At 49.4% G+C, this 18919-nt stretch carries 16 protein-coding genes; 8 read left to right on the top strand and 8 right to left on the bottom strand.

Features of this window, described 5'->3' with window-relative positions:
* Positions 1–93: 93 nt before the first annotated feature.
* Complete coding sequence (locus tag ACTCCX_RS10210) at positions 94–984, bottom strand: metallophosphoesterase (protein ID WP_463275893.1); 891 nt, start codon at positions 982–984, stop codon at positions 94–96.
* A gap of 268 nt (positions 985–1252) precedes the next feature.
* Between ACTCCX_RS10210 and ACTCCX_RS10205 the strand changes: the two genes are divergently transcribed.
* The 4 genes from ACTCCX_RS10205 to ACTCCX_RS10190 all read left to right on the top strand — a co-directional run bounded on the left by ACTCCX_RS10205 (position 1253) and on the right by ACTCCX_RS10190 (position 5531).
* Positions 1253–2740: a DUF1538 domain-containing protein gene (locus tag ACTCCX_RS10205; protein WP_463275892.1), complete on the top strand. Its 1488-nt coding sequence runs from the start codon at positions 1253–1255 to the stop codon at positions 2738–2740.
* A complete protein-coding gene (locus ACTCCX_RS10200; RefSeq protein WP_463275891.1) occupies positions 2741–3406 on the top strand; it encodes a hypothetical protein in 666 nt (221 codons plus the stop codon). It begins immediately after the preceding gene.
* A gap of 526 nt (positions 3407–3932) precedes the next feature.
* Complete coding sequence (locus ACTCCX_RS10195) at positions 3933–4820, top strand: transporter substrate-binding domain-containing protein (RefSeq protein WP_463275890.1); 888 nt, start codon at positions 3933–3935, stop codon at positions 4818–4820.
* 30 nt (positions 4821–4850) lie between these two features.
* Complete coding sequence (locus ACTCCX_RS10190; RefSeq protein ID WP_463275889.1) at positions 4851–5531, top strand: amino acid ABC transporter permease; 681 nt, start codon at positions 4851–4853, stop codon at positions 5529–5531.
* Positions 5532–5859: 328 nt separating this feature from the next.
* On the opposite strand, the gene ACTCCX_RS10185 is transcribed toward ACTCCX_RS10190, so the two are convergent.
* On the bottom strand, positions 5860–6375 hold the full coding sequence (locus ACTCCX_RS10185) for a methylated-DNA--[protein]-cysteine S-methyltransferase (RefSeq protein ID WP_463275888.1): 516 nt from the start codon (positions 6373–6375) through the stop codon (positions 5860–5862).
* 665 nt (positions 6376–7040) lie between these two features.
* On the opposite strand from ACTCCX_RS10185, the gene ACTCCX_RS10180 reads away from it, so the two are divergent.
* The 3 genes from ACTCCX_RS10180 to ACTCCX_RS10170 all read left to right on the top strand — a co-directional run bounded on the left by ACTCCX_RS10180 (position 7041) and on the right by ACTCCX_RS10170 (position 9776).
* Positions 7041–7496, top strand: coding sequence for a MarR family winged helix-turn-helix transcriptional regulator (locus ACTCCX_RS10180; protein ID WP_463275887.1), 456 nt, complete (start codon positions 7041–7043; stop codon positions 7494–7496).
* A gap of 10 nt (positions 7497–7506) precedes the next feature.
* Positions 7507–9384 carry an ATP-dependent zinc metalloprotease FtsH gene (gene ftsH / locus ACTCCX_RS10175; RefSeq protein ID WP_463275886.1) on the top strand — a complete coding sequence of 626 codons (1878 nt, stop codon included), beginning with the start codon at positions 7507–7509 and terminating at the stop codon, positions 9382–9384.
* Positions 9385–9587: 203 nt separating this feature from the next.
* Positions 9588–9776, top strand: coding sequence for a hypothetical protein (locus tag ACTCCX_RS10170; protein WP_463275885.1), 189 nt, complete (start codon positions 9588–9590; stop codon positions 9774–9776).
* 719 nt (positions 9777–10495) lie between these two features.
* Here ACTCCX_RS10170 and ACTCCX_RS10165 read toward each other — a convergent pair.
* The 6 genes from ACTCCX_RS10165 to ACTCCX_RS10140 form a co-directional block, all read right to left on the bottom strand.
* The gene (locus tag ACTCCX_RS10165; protein ID WP_463275884.1) at positions 10496–11446 is read right to left on the bottom strand and encodes a carbohydrate kinase family protein; all 951 of its coding nucleotides are present in this window, start codon (positions 11444–11446) and stop codon (positions 10496–10498) included.
* A 50-nt stretch (positions 11447–11496) separates the two neighbouring features.
* Positions 11497–12996 carry a glycoside hydrolase family 32 protein gene (locus ACTCCX_RS10160; protein ID WP_463275883.1) on the bottom strand — a complete coding sequence of 500 codons (1500 nt, stop codon included), beginning with the start codon at positions 12994–12996 and terminating at the stop codon, positions 11497–11499.
* Between the two features lie 62 nt (positions 12997–13058).
* Positions 13059–14672 carry an ABC transporter substrate-binding protein gene (locus ACTCCX_RS10155; RefSeq protein WP_463275882.1) on the bottom strand — a complete coding sequence of 538 codons (1614 nt, stop codon included), beginning with the start codon at positions 14670–14672 and terminating at the stop codon, positions 13059–13061.
* Between the two features lie 46 nt (positions 14673–14718).
* Positions 14719–15600, bottom strand: coding sequence for a carbohydrate ABC transporter permease (locus tag ACTCCX_RS10150; protein WP_463275881.1), 882 nt, complete (start codon positions 15598–15600; stop codon positions 14719–14721).
* 15 nt (positions 15601–15615) lie between these two features.
* Entirely contained in the window at positions 15616–16557 is a 942-nt protein-coding gene (locus ACTCCX_RS10145; protein ID WP_463275880.1) for an ABC transporter permease, read from the bottom strand.
* A 341-nt stretch (positions 16558–16898) separates the two neighbouring features.
* On the bottom strand, positions 16899–17882 hold the full coding sequence (locus tag ACTCCX_RS10140) for a LacI family DNA-binding transcriptional regulator (RefSeq protein ID WP_463275879.1): 984 nt from the start codon (positions 17880–17882) through the stop codon (positions 16899–16901).
* Positions 17883–18092: 210 nt separating this feature from the next.
* Here ACTCCX_RS10140 and ACTCCX_RS10135 point away from each other — a divergent pair, with 210 nt between their 5' ends.
* Positions 18093–18806 (top strand): C39 family peptidase, encoded by a 714-nt coding sequence (locus tag ACTCCX_RS10135; protein ID WP_463275878.1) that lies wholly within the window; start codon positions 18093–18095, stop codon positions 18804–18806.
* Positions 18807–18919 lie beyond the last annotated feature (113 nt).

Below are 18919 nucleotides of genomic sequence, written 5' to 3'. Positions count from 1 at the left end.
AAGTGTAACGCAATTCCATCAGAAACACAAAAATTATTGATGCGCTTACATAACAAACCGGAGGGAAAACTTTTCCCTCTCCGCTTCAGGCAATCAACCCGGTTGCGTCTGCAAGGATTCTGAAACCGAGCCGTTCGTCAAGGTCACAATGACCATTTCAGGACGGTTGTTGACGCGGAACGGAAACGATGATCCACCGATGCCGCGGCTGACGACCAGTTTCTTGTCCGGATCCGTCGGCAACAGGTAGACCCCTTCGGTATGCTGCGGCAACCTTCCTTGCCCAGGCGCGTAGAGTCCGCCCAGTCTGGGGATGCGGATCTGGCCGCCGTGCGCATGGCCGGCGAACGTGATGTCAGCTGACTTTTCCGGATCAGTATGGTACTTCAGGAAATGCTCAGGACGGTGCGCCAGCAAGAGCCGCGTTTGGCCTTGCCAATCTTTACGGAGCCTGATCTTTTTCAGGAAGTCCTTGGTGATTTTTTGGATAGCTGCACTTTTGTCGTTCAGACCCATGATCACGACAGGTTTTCTGCCCTTCGCCAGGACGCTGATCGCTTCGTCTTCCAGAAAGCGGATGCCTGCTTTTTTGTACAGATCCACCGCAATTTTGAACATTGGTGAATGGCGGTCATGGTTCCCGGTGATGGCATAAGTCGGTGCAATCGCCGCCAACTTCCGGAACAGCTTGTCCGCCACCGCTGGGTCAAAAGTTTCATCCCCTTGAATCTGGTCCCCGGTCAGAAAGATGAAATCCGGATCCGCATCCTTAGTCATGTCGACCAGCTTGTTCAGGTCGATTTTTTCTTTCGGCAAATGGATATCGGAAAGCTGGACGATCTTCAGTCCTTCATTTTCCGGTGCCAGGTTCTTGACCGGAATCGTATATTCGGTCTTCTGGACCCAGGTATTTTGGAGATGCAGATAAGCCGCTGCCCCCGCCAAAACGGCAGTTTTCAGCAGGTTTTTGTTTTTTATGCTCATATTAATCATCCTTCATGAAGCCTATTGTTTCCTTTATTCTAATGCTTTGGGGCGCTTCCGTCAAAATAAAACGGTTGGCTTTTGCGGCCGTGGGAAGCAGCGGTGGGCAGCAGCGGTAGGACCCGGGGAATTTCCTGAAAGCGTAAGGATATTGTCCGTTTCATATAAACAGATGCATTTTACTTCCTATTTAATAGTTTACGTGTTAGGTTTAATGTATGAATATTACTCTTCAAGATTATAACATCACTATGAAAGGATTGAATATATGGGTATATTTACTGAAAAATTGAGGGAAGTTCTGCAGTCCGTGCTGCCGATCACCTTGCTTGTCGTCCTGCTTCATTTCACGGTGACGCCGCTCGAAACGATTGATCTGCAGCGTTTCCTGTTCGGTGCATTTTTGATCATCATTGGCTTGTCGATCTTCCTGTTCGGTGTGGACATCGGCATTACACCAATCGGAAAATTCCTCGGGAAAGGCTTGGCCCGCAGCAACAGCATGAAATACGTGCTCGGGATGGGGCTTGTTTTGGGTTTCTTCATCTCGATTGCGGAACCGGATCTGCATATTTTGGCGACGCAGGTTTCCGAGGTCACGAACGGCATGTATCCGAAAAACTTGCTCCTGGTCGTCGTTTCCGTCGGCATCGCTGTCTTACTGACGCTCGGCCTGTTCCGGATCGTTTACCGTTATCCGCTGAACAAAACGTTCACGTTCCTCTACCTGGTCATCTTCGGCTTGGCCTACTTCAGCACCAACGATCTCTTCGCCATCGCGTTTGATGCCTCGGGATCGACGACCGGTGCTTTGACCGTTCCCTTCATGTTGGCGCTGGCGGTCGGGGTGGCTTCTTTGAACCGGCGGACGCAATCAGCGGAGGAAGACAGTTTCGGTCTGGTCGGGATCGCCTCAGCCGGTGCCATTTTGGCAGTCTTGATCCTGGGATTGTTCGTCCGTTCCGACGAACCGCTCTCGGGCTCGATACCAGCCAGCGCGGCTACAGCGACCCATTGGCTTGCGCCCTTCCTGCACGAACTGCCGAAGATCGCCGGCGAAATCCTCTTGGCGGTTTCGCCGATCCTGATCATCTTCGTGCTGAACCACATCTTTTTCGCCGACGAAAAACTTTCAAAACGGGCTTTCCGCCGCATTTTCTTGGGTATGGCCTATCTCTTTGTCGGGTTGGTGCTATTCCTGACAGGCGTCAATGCCGGTTTCATGGAAGTCGGACGTAAACTCGGCATGCTGATTGCTGGGATGGACAGTGCCATTCCGGTGCTGGTCGTCGGTTTCATACTGGGTGTACTGGTCATTTTGGCAGAACCGGCAGTCTATGTATTGACGCATCAAATAGAAGATGTTACAACTGGATATGTAAAGCGCGGTATTGTGCTGGGCTTCCTGTCCATCGGCGTCGGTCTGGCCGTCCTCTTGTCGGTCGTGCGCGTACTCATCCCTTGGCTGCAGCTGTGGCACTATCTCGTCCCCGGCTATCTGATCATCCTCGCCCTCTCCTACAAAGTCCCGAAGCTGTTCGTCGGGATCGCCTTTGATGCGGGTGGCGTGGCTTCAGGTCCGATGACGGCCACTTTCATCCTGGCGTTCATCCAGGGTGTCGCGGAAATCACGCCGGACGCCAACGTGCTCCTGGAAGGCTTCGGGATGATCGCGATGGTGGCGATGATGCCGATCATTTCGCTGCAATTGTTAGGCGCCATCTACCAGCGCAACAGTGTAAAGGAGGGTCTTTGATTGACCAAACAAATTGAGAATACACGATTCTACGACGTCATTTTTGTCGTCGTCAACATCGGCAAAGCCAGCCGCGTGCTTGAGGAAGCGAAGAAATGCGGCATCACCGGAGGGTCCATCCTGCATGGTTCCGGAACGGTTTCCAGCACATTATTGCGCACAATCGGTTTTTATGAAGTAAAAAAAGAAATCCTCTTTATGGTCTGCGCGCGTGATAAGACGCAACCTGCCATCGACCACATCAGCTCGCTCTTCCACTTCGAGCTGCCGAATCGCGGCATTTTGTTCACGAGTCCCGTTGCCCACCTGCTGGGTACGCACGGTGAACGCCTGCACATGGTTGAAGAGGATGCCCATCCGACTCCCGGTCACGAAGCTGTCTTCACGCTCGTGGCCGCTGGGTTGGGTGACGAGGTCGTCGAAGCGGCCGCCGCGGCGGGTGCGCGCGGGGGTACCCTCTTCCATGGGACCGGCGCCTTCGCAGAAAAATGCCGGAAAGTGTTCGGGATCGAACTCGACAACGGCAAGGACATCATCATGAACCTCGTCACGTCTGATGTCGCTCCCACTGTGGAAGCCGCCATCGTCGAGCGGATGCAGCTGGATGTGCCGGGCAACGGCATCCTTTTCAGCTTCGATGCAGAGAACGTGCGCGGGGTTCGTTGAGGAAAATATGATTGATATTTAAACTTGATAGACCCGGATTGGTGTTTGACACCGATCCGGGTTTTTTGCATACTTGGCTTTTGGGCGAAATTGTCGAATGTTCCTCGAATATTCGATAAATCTGCTTAGCTCTGGGGTCAAATTGTCGAATGTTACTAAGCATTCGACAATTTCGTCCCGCGACCGATCCAAATAATCGGATGTTCCTCGAGTATTCGACTATTCCGGCTCGCTCCGAGGCAAAGTTCCCTAATGTGCCCTCTTCTTGTTTTCAGTAACTTTCATTGCATATTGCAGGAGCTGTTCCCCACTTCACAAACTGTTTTGCGAACTGTAACAACCTCCCGAGCGAATGTTCGGAAACACAGAAGAATACATGTTCATTTTGTTCAATCTTTTTGATGAAACCAATTTATAACAGCAATAAAAACTGTGTTATTTTTATGTGTAAAACGGTTGCTTTCAATCCGGATACGTGCTATCTTATGTCTAGTTCTTATTCGAGGAAAAAGGAGAGGTTTCACGGATGGTTAAGAAAAAGAGAGTTTTATTTGGCGGTTTGACAGCATTACTGGGTTTGACTTTGGCAGCTTGCGGGAGCGGCGAAACAGCCGACAGCAGCGCTACTGATACAGCGGTGTTAACTGATTCAGAAACAGCATGGGACAAAATTGAGGAAGCCGGCGTCTTGAAGGCAGCCACTTCCGGGACGCTTTACCCTAATTCTTATCACGACAAAGAAACCGATGAATTGACCGGTTACGAAGTGGAAATCCTACGTGAAGTCGCTGAGCGCATCGGCGTTGAGGTAGAATTCACAGAAATGGGCGTTGACGGCATGCTTACTTCCGTTAACAGCGGCGCAGTGGATGTTGCAGCATTCGGAATCGACCGCAATGGCGAAAATGCCGACAAATATAATTACACGACCCCTTACAAATATTCATTCGGAGCCATGGTTGTCCGTGAATCCGACAATTCCGGCATCGAAACGCTCGAAGATCTGAAAGGCAAAATCGCTGCAGGTGCGGCTACAACAACTTACATGAAAGTTGCCCGTTACTTCGGCGCAGAAGAAAAAATCTACGACAATGCGACAAACGATATGTATCTTTCGGACGTAGCGAACGGCCGGACTGACGTTATCCTGAACGACTACTACGCACAAAAATTGGCGACTGCCGCTTTGCCGGACATCCCTGTAAAAGTGCATGACATTTTCTACAACCCATCCGAAACCAATTTCTCCATCAAAAAAGGCAATGACGAATTGACCGAGAAATTCAACGAAGCTTTGGAAGAAATGCGTGCTGACGGCACTTTGGCCGAACTGTCGAAACAATTCTACGACGGCGCGGATGTGACTGTGCAGATCGAGTACGATTTCCCTGTGATTGACGTAAGCGATATGTAATAATAAGACAAACAGAAAGGTGGGCAAGACATGTCAGGCATCCAATGGCAGTATATCTTCAATCCGGAATTGGCTCTCGACAGCCTCCCGTACGTCCTTCAGGGGATGGGCTATACGCTCGGAATCGCGTTGACCAGCATGGTGAATGGAACGCTGCTTGGCTTTGTTCTTGCGATGCTGCAGCTAGCCAAGTTGAAACCACTGCGCTGGCTCGCACGCATCTACATCTCCTTCATGAGGGGAACCCCTACTTTGGTCATCTTGTTCCTGCTTTACTTCGGCTTTCCGTTCATCGGCGTCCAATTCACGGCAGTCACGGCAGCCATCATCGGTTTCAGTATGAGTTCAGCCGCCTACAGCGCGGAAATCATCCGCTCGTCATTGAATTCTGTCAACCACGGACAATGGGAAGCGGCCTATGCGCTGGGGCTGAAATGGTCGTTCATTATGCGCAAAGTCATCGTGCCGCAAGCCATGCGGATCGCGATTCCACCGATGAGCAACGTGCTGCTTGATCTGATCAAAGGCTCGTCCCTGGCGGCAATGATCACCGTTCCGGAAATGTTCCAGAACGCCAAAATCGTCGGCGGCCGCGAGTTCGACTACATGACCATGTACATCCTGGTCGCGCTCATCTACTGGGCAATCTGCAGCGTCTTCGCTGCCTTCCAGACACGCATCGAAAAGAAACTGTCTTTGTATGTGGAATGACAAATAAAACCGCAAAAGAATGATAGAAGCAGCCCCGATATCTTAATGTCATTAACTTAAGGGTATTGACAAATAAGAGACCGTGGAAATGGGAGATAAAATCCTCTCATTTCCACGGTCTCTTTCTTTTCTGAGAATCGAGAAGTACCCAGGAGAGCAAAATACTCAGCAAGGTGGGCTGAAATTGTCGAATAGGTGAGGGACATTCGGTAACTTGCTTCCACTTCAGGCCGAAATTGTCGAATGTCTAGAAACATTCGATAATTTGCTTCCGCATCGTACTGAAATTGTCAAATACGCGCGGAACATTCGACAATTTGCCCCGCATTCAAAATAGTCCCGCTTTCTTGATGGCAACATTCGCTTCAAGCTTCAGCAAATATTCCTTCAGATGCAGCCCGCCGGCGTACCCCACCAGTTTCCCATTCGTACCGATGACGCGGTGGCAAGGCGTGATGATCGAAATCGGATTGCGGTTGTTGGCCATACCGATGGCGCGGACGCCTTTGGGATTTTCGACAGCTATGGCGATGTCCTTGTAGCTGCGCGTCTCACCGTAAGGGATTTGGCGCAAAGCTTCCCAGACTCTCAACTGGAAAGGCGTTCCGGCCGCATCCAAAGGCAGATTGAACGCCTGACGTTCACCTCTGAAATAATCGAGCAATTGGCGCTCCCCTTCCAGCAACAACGGCGTATCAGCCTCAACCATTTCGCCGGACGCGATTTCCTTTTCGATGCGCGGATCCAGCTCCAATGCAGCATGCTCCAGAAACGTGATGCCCTTGCCGTTCTCCGCCAACAAATATTCCCCGAGCGGCGTTTGGATATATTTATATGCTTTCATATTGATCATCCGTCCTTTTTTGTAATCACAAAATCTCTCTGCTTCATTATACACGGTAGCGCTGACGACAGGAAGCATCCGCATATTACCGTTAGGAAGGCAATTTTTGTTTCCTCCGATGAGCGGAGGCCTCCCCGGAGTTCGCCCAACATTCTGAACGCCCTTCTCCGGGGAAGCGGGCCTCATCGGAGGTGGACCATCTTTGGTGCGCGTTCCTCCGGCCAGCGTCCCCTCGCCGAAGCTGATGCCCGGTTCGGCCGCTGTCCTCCGGCGAGCGGCTGCTTTTTCCTTTCCTCCGGTGAACGGAGGCCTCGCCGGAGTTCGCCCAACATTCTGAATGCCCACCTCCGGGGAAGCGGGCCTCATCGGAGGTGGGGCCATCTTTGGTGCGCGTTCCTCCGGCCGGCGTCCCCTCGCCGGAGCTGATGCCCCATCCGGCCGCTGTCCTCCGGCGAGCGCCCGCAAATACTTTTCTTATGAAATACTTTCAAGCGTCTTCATGATTTCTTCACACAGCTGCTTTATAGTGGGTCCACAACATTCCTATTCGGGATGAATCTTTAGGATTTGTTTAAGAACAAGTTGAACCGCTTGCACGGAAAACAGTTTTGATTTAGAATAGTTTTACATCACAACTATTATCCGGCAAAGGAGCGGATTTCAAAATGAAAATTGATTTTTTGAAAAAAGAGATCTGGGATCTGATGCGGACCATCCAAGTTTCCAAGGATACCGTGATGTGCCCGGTCGCTAAGGACTATTGCATTACCCCGCTGCAGTTGCGGATTCTGATGGAAATCAAGCTGAGCGAAAATCTGTCACTCAACCAGTTGGCGAAGGTGATGGATATGAACAACGGAAACGTCTCGACCATCTGCAAAAAACTGGAACAGCTTGGTTATCTGACGCGGGAACGGCGTGCTGACGACGAACGTTTCATCACCCTGGAGCTTACCCCGAAAGGCCAAGCGATCATTCAGCAGATGGAGCAGGATATCGAAAGCAAGTACTGCCTGCTGATGGAAGGCGTATCCGAGGAGCGGCTTGAAAAAATTGCAGCCGGCATCAAAGAACTAAAAGCCTTGATCGATGAAATGAACGCACAACAAAGAGAGGATTGAACTGACAGAAATGGCAGATGACAAAAACAAAAACAACCGCAAATGGAATTTAAATCTGAATAACGAAAACCCCGAAAACCGAAGAAGGACAGCTTATTACTTGCTGATGGCGTTGAGCATCCTGATGTTCATGAACTATTTCGCTTTGCCGAGCTACATGAACCGGAGCGTTGAGGAAGTGACCTACAGCACGTTCCTGAACCAAGTGTCGACGGGCGACGTATCCGAAGTGAAACTCGAAGATACCCAAATCACCTTCGTCGCGACCGATGACGCGGGCGACAAACAAGTCTACATCACCGGCCTCATCGATGATCCGACACTCGTCAGCCGCTTGGAAGAAGCCGATGTGACCTTCAGCAAGGACATCCCGACCGAAGCCTCGCCGATCGTTTCCATCCTGGTCTCGTGGGTCTTGCCGCTGCTGCTTTTCTGGGGCATGGGCAACCTGTTGGCGAAACAGATGACGAAACGGATGGGCGGCGGAGCCGGTGGCGCATTGTCATTCGGTAAATCGAACGCCAAAGTCTACGTGAAGGCCGGTGAAGACGCCAAGACATTCAAGGACGTCGCCGGACAGGACGAAGCCAAAGAAGCGCTCAACGAAGTCGTCGATTACCTACACCAACCGAAAAAATACAAAGATATCGGAGCCAAAAATCCGAAAGGCATCCTGCTGGTCGGACCTCCCGGAACCGGTAAAACCTTGCTTGCCCGCGCTGTCGCAGGCGAAGCCGATGTACCGTTCTTCAGCATTTCCGGGTCCGAATTCGTCGAGATGTTCGTCGGACGAGGGGCCGCCAAAGTCCGTGACCTGTTCAAGGAAGCCAACGAAAAAGCACCCTGCATCGTCTTCATCGATGAAATCGATACGATAGGCAAGAAACGCGACAACGGCAATTTCGGAGGCGGGAATGATGAACGTGAGCAGACCTTGAACCAACTGCTGGCGGAAATGGACGGCTTCGAAGCCAACAAAGGCATCATCATCCTGGCTGCTACCAACCGCCCGGAATCCTTGGATGCTGCCCTACTGCGCCCAGGCCGTTTTGACCGTCGCGTACCGGTAGAACTGCCGGACTTGGCAGGACGCGAAGCCATCTTGAAAGTACATGCAACGAACTACAAAATGGATCCGAATATTGACTACAACACAATTGCCCGTGCCACTTCCGGTGCTTCCGGCGCGGAATTGGCAAACATCATCAACGAAGGCGGTCTGCGTGCCGTCCGTGAAGGCCGCACCGCCGTCACGCAAAACGATCTGGAGGAGTCTGTCGAGACTGTCATTGCTGGGTACCAGCGCAAGAATGCGGTCATTTCACCGAAAGAAAAGGAAATTGTTTCTTATCATGAAATCGGCCACGCGTTGGTAGCCGCGAAACAGACGGAATCTGCGCCGGTCCACAAGATCACGATCATTCCGCGTACTTCCGGTGCGCTCGGTTACACGATGCAGATTGAGGAAGGCGAGAAGTCGCTGATGACGAAGCAAGAGTTGTTCAACAAAATCGTGACTTTGGCTGGTGGTCGCGCGGCTGAGGAAATCGTCTTCGGCAGCATCACGACCGGTGCTTCGAATGATATTGAGCAGATGACCAAAATGGCGCGGGCGATGATTACGCGCTACGGGATGAGCGATACGTTCGACATGATGCAGATCGAAACCCAGACGAACAAATATCTGGGCGGCGACACTTCCATGAATGTCTCCGCCGGGATGGCCGAGCAGGTCGACCGGGAAGTGCTGGACATCATCAAGCAGGCTCATGAAAAAGCCATCGCCATCTTGAACGAAAACAGCGAGAAGCTGCACGAGCTGTCGCACTATTTGCTGGTCGAAGAGACCATCACCGGTGCGGAGTTCATGAAAATATTGGAAAATTAACGTATCGGAATCGAGCCGCTTCATGCGGCTCTTTTTTCATGCTTTTTTTGAGATTTTTAGGTTACGTTGTCGGGCTTCAGCCCAGGACGGTATTCTAGAATGTCGAGAGCTCGCCTATCCGTCGACAATAACGATACCGAAAACCTCATCAAACCTGACGGATCGCACTTCTGTCGGGCTTCTGCCCAGGACGGTATCCTAGAATGGCGAGAGATCGCCTATCCGTCGACAATAACGATACCGAAAACCTCATCAAACCTGACGGGTCGCTCTTCTGTCGGGCTTCTGTCCAGGATGGTATCCTAGAATGTCGAAAGATCGCCTATCCATCGACAATAACGATACCGAAAACCGCAAAATACCTGACGGATCGCTCGTTTGTCGGGCTTTAGCCCAGGACGGTGTTCCCGAATGGCGAGAGATCGCCTATCCGTCGACAATAAGGATACCGAAAACCTCATCAAACCTGACGGATCGCACTTCTGTCGGGCTTTAGCCCAGGACGGTATCCTAGAATGGCGAGAGCTCGCCTATCCGTCGACAATAACGATACCGAAAACCTCATCAAACCTGACGGATCGCACTTCTGTCGGGCTTTAACCTAGGACGGTATCCTAGAATGTCGAGAGATCGCCTATCCGTCGACAATAACGATACCGAAAACCGCAAAATACCTGACGGATCGCTCGTTTGTCGGGCTTTAGCCCAGGACGGTGTTACCGAATGTCGAGAGATCGCCTATCCGTCGACAATAACGTTACCGAAAACCGCAAAACACCTGACGGATCGCTCTTCTGTCGGGCTTCAGCCCAGGATAGTGTTCCCGAATGTCGAGAGATCGCCTATCCGTCGACAATAACGATACCGAAAACCTCATCAAACCTGACGGATCGCTCTTCTGTCGGGCTTCAGCCCAGGATAGTGTTCTCGAATGTCGAGAAATCGCCTATCTGTCGACAATAACGTTACCGAAAACCGCAAAATACCTGACGGATCGCACTTCTGTCGGGCTTCAGCCCAGGACGGTATCCTAGAATGTCGAGAACTTGCGCTTCTGTCGACAAAAAAGCCAGGCTGCTCGATTTCAAGCATCCTGGCTCTTCTTATCTCATCATGTCAATTCTTGCACTTCCTGCAGCGTCGGGATGGAATTCATGCCACCCGGCCGCGTCGTCACCAAGGCTGCCACACGATTGGCGAAAGCACCCATCTCGCGGATTTCATCCAAACTGGATGCTTCCCAATCGGCTTTTTCCGCTATCTGATAGAGGAAAGCACCGATGAACGAGTCGCCTGCCCCTGTCGTATCGACCGCTTTGACGCTGATACCTTCCACACTGGTCTTCTCGCCTTTGAAATACAGATCCGCTCCCTTGCTGCCTTTGGTAAAGATCAGCAGTTTCGGTTCCGTCTTCAGCAATGCAGCTATCCCATCTGCTTCCGAATCTGTGCCCGTAATGAAGGCCAATTCGTCATCGCTGATTTTCAGGATGTCGGCATAAGGCAAGAATTCTTGGATTGTCTGCTTCAGCATTTCCGGATCCGGCCAGAGGTTCAAGCGGACATTCGGATCAAAAACGATTGTTCCGCCTGCTTGCTTCATTTTCTCCAAAGCCTCCAGATGTGCGTATTTCACGGGCGCTTCGATCAGATCGACCGAGCAGAAATGCAGGATGTCTCCGGAGGTGAAGACAATATCGCGCATTTCATCCTTGTCCAGCAACATGTCCGCGCTCGGATTGCGGTAGAAACTGAATTCGCGTTCCCCGTTTTGCTGGAGCGACACGAACGCCAGCGCCGTGTTCGCCTCAGCTGTCCGGAACAAATGACTGCTATCCACCTTGTACTGTTCAAGCACATCCGTCAAATAATCCCCGAAGGCATCCTGACCCACTTTGCCGATGAAGCTCGCGTTCCCGCCCAGACGACTGACCGTCACCGCGACATTTGCAGGTGCGCCTCCCGGTTGCTTCGTGAACCCGGAAACCTCCTTCAATGGCACTCCGATTTCACTCGGGAAAAAATCAATCAATATTTCTCCAATCGTGTAAACTTTCCGCATAACGTCTCCTTTCGGTTGCAGTTGTTTGTTCCAATAAACTGGTTCATCAATCAAATGAAGGGAGTAAAAGTCGCTTCCTCAAACACCGCTTTGCCGCTGCATTCAAAGGAGATGCCCGTCGCTTCCGCTCTTGGATATACGTTTGCGGTCATAACCGCTTCACCGTTCCGCTCAAACACTTCAACCGACGAACGGTCCAAGTAAATGGCAAGCTCAAGATAGTTCCGCTCAACGGACAACGCGACTTTCCTGCTGACGGGAGGGTGTGCTTCCTCCCCTTTCAGTTCAATACCACTTGCGGATCGGTCGATTCCCAATTCATTCTTTGCTTTATCATAGTAGACTATCGTTCTTTCGTTGTCGTTCTCACGGAGATGGATGGACAGTTTTTCCAATTCGGACGTATCCACTTTCAGCGTCAGCAAGCCGCAATCTCCTTCGATGCCAGGGATAGTCTCTTTGGCATCTTCCAGCATGATTTTAGAGCCGTTGCCGACATTGTCCAAACTCTCAACTTCGATACCGATCGGATATTGCTTCAGCTGGCCGTCTTCCCATTTCAGTTCTCTCGGGATCGTCATCGATCCTGTCCAGCCGTGGCCCAGCTCATCCGTTGGGAAATTCCTTCCCCACATCTGCATCCAGCCGATGCAGATCCTTCTGCCCGCATCATCCACTAACGTTTGCGGCGCATAGTAGTCCAAACCGTGATCCAATTCCTGGAAACTTTCCGGATGGAACTGTTTCGTCGTCCAATCCACCTCGCCGACAGCCAGCACCGATGAATTCAGATTCTGATAGTCATCCCCATCCTGCGGCCATTGCATCGGCGAGAAGATCAGGAAATCCTTCCCGTCCAGATGGAAAAAGTCCGGGCACTCCCACATGATACCCTGTTGCTTAGTCCCCTTCAGGAAGACGGAGGCAAAAGTCCATTCCACCAAGTCAGCAGATTGATAAAGCAAAACCTGCCCTGTCTCGTCGCCTGCCTTGGAAGCTACCACCGTGTAGTACATGCCTGCGTGTTCAAAAACTTTCGGATCCCGGAAATCGATCTGGGAAGCATCTTCCGGTAAAGCCGCAATCGGGATGACCGGATTTTGCTGCACTTTCTCGAAGTGCAGCCCATCCTCAGACACCGCCAGGCACTGCACCTGGTGATGCACGCCTTCCTCATCGGCTTCGGTTACGCCTGTATATAAGAGATACAATTTCCCATCCTTCTCGATGGCGCTGCCCGAGAAACAACCGAAGCGGTCATAGTCCTGATCCGGCGCCAAGGCGACAGGCAAGTCCTCCCAATGGATCAAGTCCGTCGACTTCATGTGTCCCCAATGCATCGGGCCCCATTTCGCGTCATAAGGATGAAACTGATAAAACAGGTGGTATGCCCCTTGGAATTGTACGAAACCGTTCGGATCGTTCATCCAACCCACTGGTGGGGATGCATGATACTGATTCCGGTAAAGCGGATTTACCGTTCCTTTGTTTTCTGCTATGTATCGGTTGGCCCGATCTGTTGAATATTCCGATTGACTCTGGGTGTTCACGCTACCCCTCATTTCTTTGATTTTTCTTGTTTGCTTGTTTGTCAGTTGTTAGTTGTTAGTTGTTAGTTGTTGTTCGACAGGTACGTGTCATACGCATCCTGTTTGATCTGCATCCATTCTTCCAGTCCCAGACGGTTCAATTCCTCTACGTAGGCATCCCATTCTTCGGCGATTTTCCCGTTTGCGATCCATTCCGCACGTTTTCTGTTGACGAACGGCATCAAGTCAGCCTCGATCTGAGCGATCCGGTCCGCTTGTTCTAATGAAAGGAATACGCGTGGATAATTGAATTGATTATGCACGTCAGCCAAGTAAGTGTCTTTGAAGATGTCCAAACGCCATTGTGCATCATCCGGCATCGTCGTCACAGTACCGTAGTATTCGTCCAAGATTGCCAAAGGTCCACCAGCTTCGGTTTTTTGACGCAATTCGCCTGGTGCTGTGCCATCCAAAGGCAGATGCTTCAACGAATCGGTTGCTTCTACGTATTCAAAGATATTCTGTTGCGTTTCGTCTCCATAAGTACCCCAGTTGTTCTGCACGGATTGGATCGGCACGTACATCTGATCTGCCCATTTAGCTGTCAGCTCCAGATTTTTGTTGGCGCTTGTGATGACGAAGCGATCACGGCTGAAGCCGAAGCCGTTCGTACGCGTCACATGTTTTTCTCCGCTCGGTCCAGCTAAAGCAGGAAGCGGCTCATAGGAATCATTCGCTCCGGAGACATTGGCTTTATCCCAAGTGAAATACACGCCGAATAGTTGTTCTTTCCCTTTCGCTACATAAGCATTCCAGTCTTGCTCAAAAGCTTCCACGTCGATCAGGTCTTTGTTGTACATTTCGTTGAAGTATTCAACTCCGGCCTTGAATTCTTCGTTGTCGGCAGTGAAATCGATTGTGCCGTCGTCATTTACGACCAAATGATCATCATTGTCGCCGATCCCGAATGCGCCGAAGAGGAATTTCATGTCCTCATTCCCGCCGTTGTTGATGAATGAAATCGGAATTTCGTCGGCTTCGCCATTTCCGTTCGGGTCTTGTGTTTTGAAGGCTTCCAAGACAACCATCAATTCATCTGTTGTTTGCGGCATTTCCAGACCCAGTGCGTTCAGCCAGTCGACGTTGATCCACGGAATATCGTTTACAGTATGGATGGATTCTTTATCCTGACCCAATTCTTCGATCCACGGAAGCGAGTAGATGTGGCCATCAGGCGCCGTGATCATGGCCAAATATTCCGGATTTTCGTCCAAGACTTTTTTGAAGTTCGGCATATGTTCATTGATCAAATCCTCCAAGGGGATGATTACGCCGTCTTCAGCCCATGAGAGCAGGTCGTAGTCGCTGGCGCCGGCATTCCACATCGCATCCGGCAAGTCGCCGCTGGAAATGTCCAGATTCCGTTTTTCGATGTAGTCAGAGGAATAGTTTTTCCATTCGATATTGACGCCGGATTGTTCTTCCAAACGTTGGAAGATCAGTTTTTCGTTCGGATCGGCCGGTGCCAACGGGGAACTGGAAGTGGACATTTTCAAGGTCACTGTTTCTTCAAGCGGAAAGGAAACATCTGTCAATTCGTAATCAGGAGAAGAGGCGCCGTCGGATGAACCGCATGCCGCTAAAGTCAGGATTGTTGCTGTGGATAATAGTGCTGTGCCAATGTATTTTACTCTCATTTTGTATTGCTCCTTTATCTTTTTTTTATTTTGTGTTGCGTATTGCCTAGCCTTTAAGTGAACCTGCCATCATTCCTTTATCGAAGTACTTCTGGAAGAAAGGATACATCACAAGAAGCGGTAAGCTGGAGATGACGATTGTCGAGTATTTGATCAGTTCAGCCAATTGCGCCATTTCGGCCATCTGGGTGGCGGATCCGATCATGTCTTGTTGCGGTTGATTTTGGATCAATATTTTCCGCAACACGATTTGCAACGGTTGCAGGTCTGCATCGTTCAGGTAGATCATGGCATCGAAGTAGGAATTCCACTGTCCCACAAAAGCATAGAGGAACAGTACGAAAATGATCGGTTTCGCCAGCGGCAGCATGATTTTGAAGAAGATCTGCATTTCATTGGCGCCGTCGATGATGGCCGCCTCCTCCAGCTCGTCGGGCAGTTGTTTAAAGTATGTCCGTGCCAAGATGATGTTCCAGACGTTGATCGAGCCGGGAAGGATGATGGCCCACACCGTATTCAGCATGCCCAAGTTTTTCACCAATAAGTAGGTCGGAACCAATCCGCCTCCGATGAACATCGTGATCATCAGGAAGATTGTGATCGGGCGTTTGCCGACCAGTTTCTTTTTGGACAAAGGATAAGCGGTCAGGATGGATACCCCTACCGTCAAAACACTGTAGGTGAAAGAATAGAAGATCGAATTCACGAATCCTCTGATGATCGCCGGATCTTGCAGAACCCTTTTGTAGCCATCCATGCTCCAGTTCGCAGGATTCAGGCTCAGCCCTTGTGACCGGAGGGTGAAGGGATCCATGAAGGAAGCGATCAGTACATACAGTAGTGGCGACAGGGTAATCAGAACGAGAATACCTACCAGGATACGATTCAGCAGCAGGACGCTGCGGTCAAATTTTGTCAACGTTATCATTTTGTTCTCCTCTCTCTATAAAGCCGCGTCATCGTTGCTGACTTTGTTTGCTATCGTATTCACAGCAAGCAGCAGCATGATGTTGATGATGGTATTGAATAAGCCGACTGCGGTTGAATAGCCATAATCTCCCATCTGCAGACCGACTTTGTAGACGTAAGTCGAGATGATTTCAGAAACAGGCAGGTTCATTGATGTCTGCATCAGGAACGCTTTCTCGTAGCCGACATTCATGATGCCCCCTACAGAAAGAATGAACTGGATGACCATGATCGGGCGAATCGCCGGCAGGTCGATGTACCAAATACGATAGAGAATATTGGCACCATCCATGTGCGCTGCATCAATCAGATCCTGACTTACGTTGGCTAATGTGGCTGTGTAAAGAACGGATGCCCAACCCATCCCTTGCCAAATACCGGAAAGGATGTATAACGTCCGGAAATATGCAGGATCGGTCATGAATTTGATCCTCGAACCGGTTATGCTTTCGACAAAACCGTTGATCGGACCGTCTGCCGCCAGGAACATGAACAACATCCCCACGATGATAACCAAGGAAATAAAGTTCGGTGCATACAGAATCAGTTGGAATCGTTTCTTCCATTTGGTGCTGACAAGGTGATTCAAGGATAAGGCCAAGAGAACCGGCGGAAAGAATCCTAAGATGAGACCGTAGATACTGATTTTGAGCGTGTTCTCCAACAACAGCCCGAAGTTTGGCGAATCGATAAATTGCACGAAATTTTCAACACCCACCCAATCGCTGCCCATGATCCCCCTCAGTGGATTGTAATCCTTGAAAGCCAGGAGAATGCCGTACATCGGGAAATATTTGAATACTAACGTGAGCAACAGGCCCGGCATCAACATGTAATAGAGCATTCTGTGCTGCTTGATGAATTCCCACTTCGATTGAGTGATTTTTTTTGGATTGCTTGTCTGGCTTTTTTTCATGACTATTCTAACTCCTCCTTTTGAAAAATGAAACGTTTCCAATTTGTTCCAAAAACTTGGAAACGTCCTGCAATAGAAACGTTTCCAATTTGGTTCAAAAAAATATATTTTGAAGAATTTCAGCGACTGATCCAATCACTTGGTCCAACCGGCTCTCATGGAGAGGCAGGCTACTTTTGAAATCGGTGCGGTTGATGGTTCACCAGCCTGCCTGCGATTTCAAAAATAGGGAAACGTTTTTCGGGAAGTTGAAACGTTTCCACTTTGCTTCAAAAAAAATATGTTTTTGATTTAAACCTATAATAATTCAGTAACCGTTTTCTGTCAATACCAAAGATACATTAATTTAATATTTTATTTTTTGTTGTCGGCCCTTCTACGTAATGGACAGGCAACGTGATCTTCGTTTTGACGGCTTCGCCATCGATTACCTGGATGATTTTTTCGACTGCGGCTTTAGCCATCAGATCAACTGGCTGACGAATTGTTGATAGGAACTGTTTGCGCCCTGCTTCCATCTTGATGCCATCACAACCGATGATCTGCACTTGCTCCGGCACTTTGCGTTCCAATTCATCCAAAACTTCCAGAATGTCCAAAGCAATGAAATCTGTGTGGGCAAATACACCATCCACATCCGGATTTTCTTCGAAAAAGTTTCGGATCTCCTTTTTGAATTCCATAACTGGGTCTTCCCCATCGTAGATGGCATAAGGAATTTCCATGAGTTCGGCCTGCGTTTCAAATCCGTTTCTTCTTTTCGTCGTCTCGCTAGGAAAGCGTGAATGTGTTCCGACGTAACCGATTTTTTTGCAGCCCTTTTCGACCAATTTTTCTACAGCCAGCTGGCCTGCACGAAAGTTGTCCGATGTGACGCAAACCGTTTCTTCCTTGAAATGGCGGTCAATGGTTACGAAAGGCAACTGCGATGAGACAAAACCATCCAAATCCGAATAGGTGATGCCGATGATGCCATCCACTTTATTTTCCTGAACCATCTGAATATATTCCAGTTCCTTGTCATTGCTGACATCGGAGTTGCACAACAGCATCTTGTATTTATGTTCAGACAAATTCCGCTCCACGAAGTAGGCGAATTCCGAAAAGAATGGATGCCAGATTGTCGGAATGATCAATGCAATCGTGTAGGTTTTGTTCATCTTCAGTCCGCGCGCATAGGCATTCGGAATATAGTTCAATTCTTTCATCGCCGCTTCCACTTTTCTGCGGGTCGATTCTTTTACAGCCCCGGAATTGTTCAGCACACGCGATACGGTGCCGACACCCACCTTGGCCAATGCAGCTACATCCTTCATTGTTCCCATATAAATTCCTCCTTTCTTGTATACACTTACAATCTATTTATTATGATAGCAGAGTCGATAAAATAAGTATAGCTTATTTTTTTGTGAATCATTTCAGTATATTTATAGACTATCCAGATTAATTATTTCCGGTTACTGCCGACTAATATAAAGGCGTTTCAAATTTTAGTCTAAAAAAATCTGACACATCACTATTCTAAGGGAGTTACTATGATGACAAAATCGCTTCTCAAAAGAGGTTTACTGATAACTTTTATCATCTGTACATTATCAATCAGACTTGCACCGTCGGAAAGTGCATCTATTTTAGATAATCAAACCGATGTAGCAGAAGAAAAAAAAGAAGTGTTATTGGATGTCCCACTCTTGAATCAAATGGATCATCCAATTTTATATAACGGTTGCGAGGTAACTTCGCTGACAATGATACTGCAGTATAATAACGTTTCGATATCAAAAAATGATGTCGCTGCATGGCTCCCTTCGGTTCCGATCATTTATGAGAACGGTCTGCGTGGCAACCCAAACGATGCTTTCGTAGGTGATATTACCGGTTATAACTCTGGTTTTAGTGTATACCATGGGCCCATAGCTATCTTAGCTTCTAATTTCGTGTCATCAGATCGCATCAAGGATATCACTGGCAGCTCTTTTGAGGCTGTGATTGATGCTTTGAATCAAGGCTACCCAGTCTGGACAATCACCAGTACCAGCTATGCCCCAGTCGACGATATGGAAGTGTGGCAAACACCAACCGGTGAAGTCAATATCAGCTATAATGAGCACAGCGTTGTCATAGTCGGCTATGATGAAAACTTTTTTTATGTAAATGATCCTTTCGGGAAAAAAAATCAGCCTGTGGATAAAAGTAGTTTTATTGCTTCATGGGAGCAATTCGGTAGTCAGGCCATCTATATTGAGTGATCATGAGAACTATCAGAAAAGCTGAACGGGTTCGTTCAGCCCTGATTAAGGAAACACTGTGACCTAATCGGTCAAGTACTCTGTTGTCACAGTGCGACATCAGAGGGCCTCAC

The organism is Trichococcus sp., from assembly GCF_055118575.1.
This window is presented reverse-complemented; position numbering and strand designations above follow the sequence as displayed.

Bases quoted from the DNA above. Each gene is read 5' to 3' on its own strand.
- ACTCCX_RS10190 (WP_463275889.1), top strand. From the start codon at position 4,851: ATGTCAGGCATCCAATGGCAGTATATCTTCAATCCGGAATTGGCTCTC.
- ACTCCX_RS10155 (WP_463275882.1), bottom strand. From the start codon at position 14,672: ATGAGAGTAAAATACATTGGCACAGCACTATTATCCACAGCAACAATC.
- ACTCCX_RS10145 (WP_463275880.1), bottom strand. From the start codon at position 16,557: ATGAAAAAAAGCCAGACAAGCAATCCAAAAAAAATCACTCAATCGAAG.
- ACTCCX_RS10195 (WP_463275890.1), top strand. From the start codon at position 3,933: ATGGTTAAGAAAAAGAGAGTTTTATTTGGCGGTTTGACAGCATTACTG.
- ACTCCX_RS10150 (WP_463275881.1), bottom strand. From the start codon at position 15,600: ATGATAACGTTGACAAAATTTGACCGCAGCGTCCTGCTGCTGAATCGT.
- ACTCCX_RS10185 (WP_463275888.1), bottom strand. From the start codon at position 6,375: ATGAAAGCATATAAATATATCCAAACGCCGCTCGGGGAATATTTGTTG.
- ACTCCX_RS10205 (WP_463275892.1), top strand. From the start codon at position 1,253: ATGGGTATATTTACTGAAAAATTGAGGGAAGTTCTGCAGTCCGTGCTG.
- ACTCCX_RS10210 (WP_463275893.1), bottom strand. From the start codon at position 984: ATGAGCATAAAAAACAAAAACCTGCTGAAAACTGCCGTTTTGGCGGGG.
- ACTCCX_RS10140 (WP_463275879.1), bottom strand. From the start codon at position 17,882: ATGGGAACAATGAAGGATGTAGCTGCATTGGCCAAGGTGGGTGTCGGC.
- ACTCCX_RS10180 (WP_463275887.1), top strand. From the start codon at position 7,041: ATGAAAATTGATTTTTTGAAAAAAGAGATCTGGGATCTGATGCGGACC.
- ACTCCX_RS10165 (WP_463275884.1), bottom strand. From the start codon at position 11,446: ATGCGGAAAGTTTACACGATTGGAGAAATATTGATTGATTTTTTCCCG.
- ftsH (WP_463275886.1), top strand. From the start codon at position 7,507: ATGGCAGATGACAAAAACAAAAACAACCGCAAATGGAATTTAAATCTG.
- ACTCCX_RS10135 (WP_463275878.1), top strand. From the start codon at position 18,093: ATGATGACAAAATCGCTTCTCAAAAGAGGTTTACTGATAACTTTTATC.
- ACTCCX_RS10170 (WP_463275885.1), top strand. From the start codon at position 9,588: ATGGCGAGAGATCGCCTATCCGTCGACAATAACGATACCGAAAACCTC.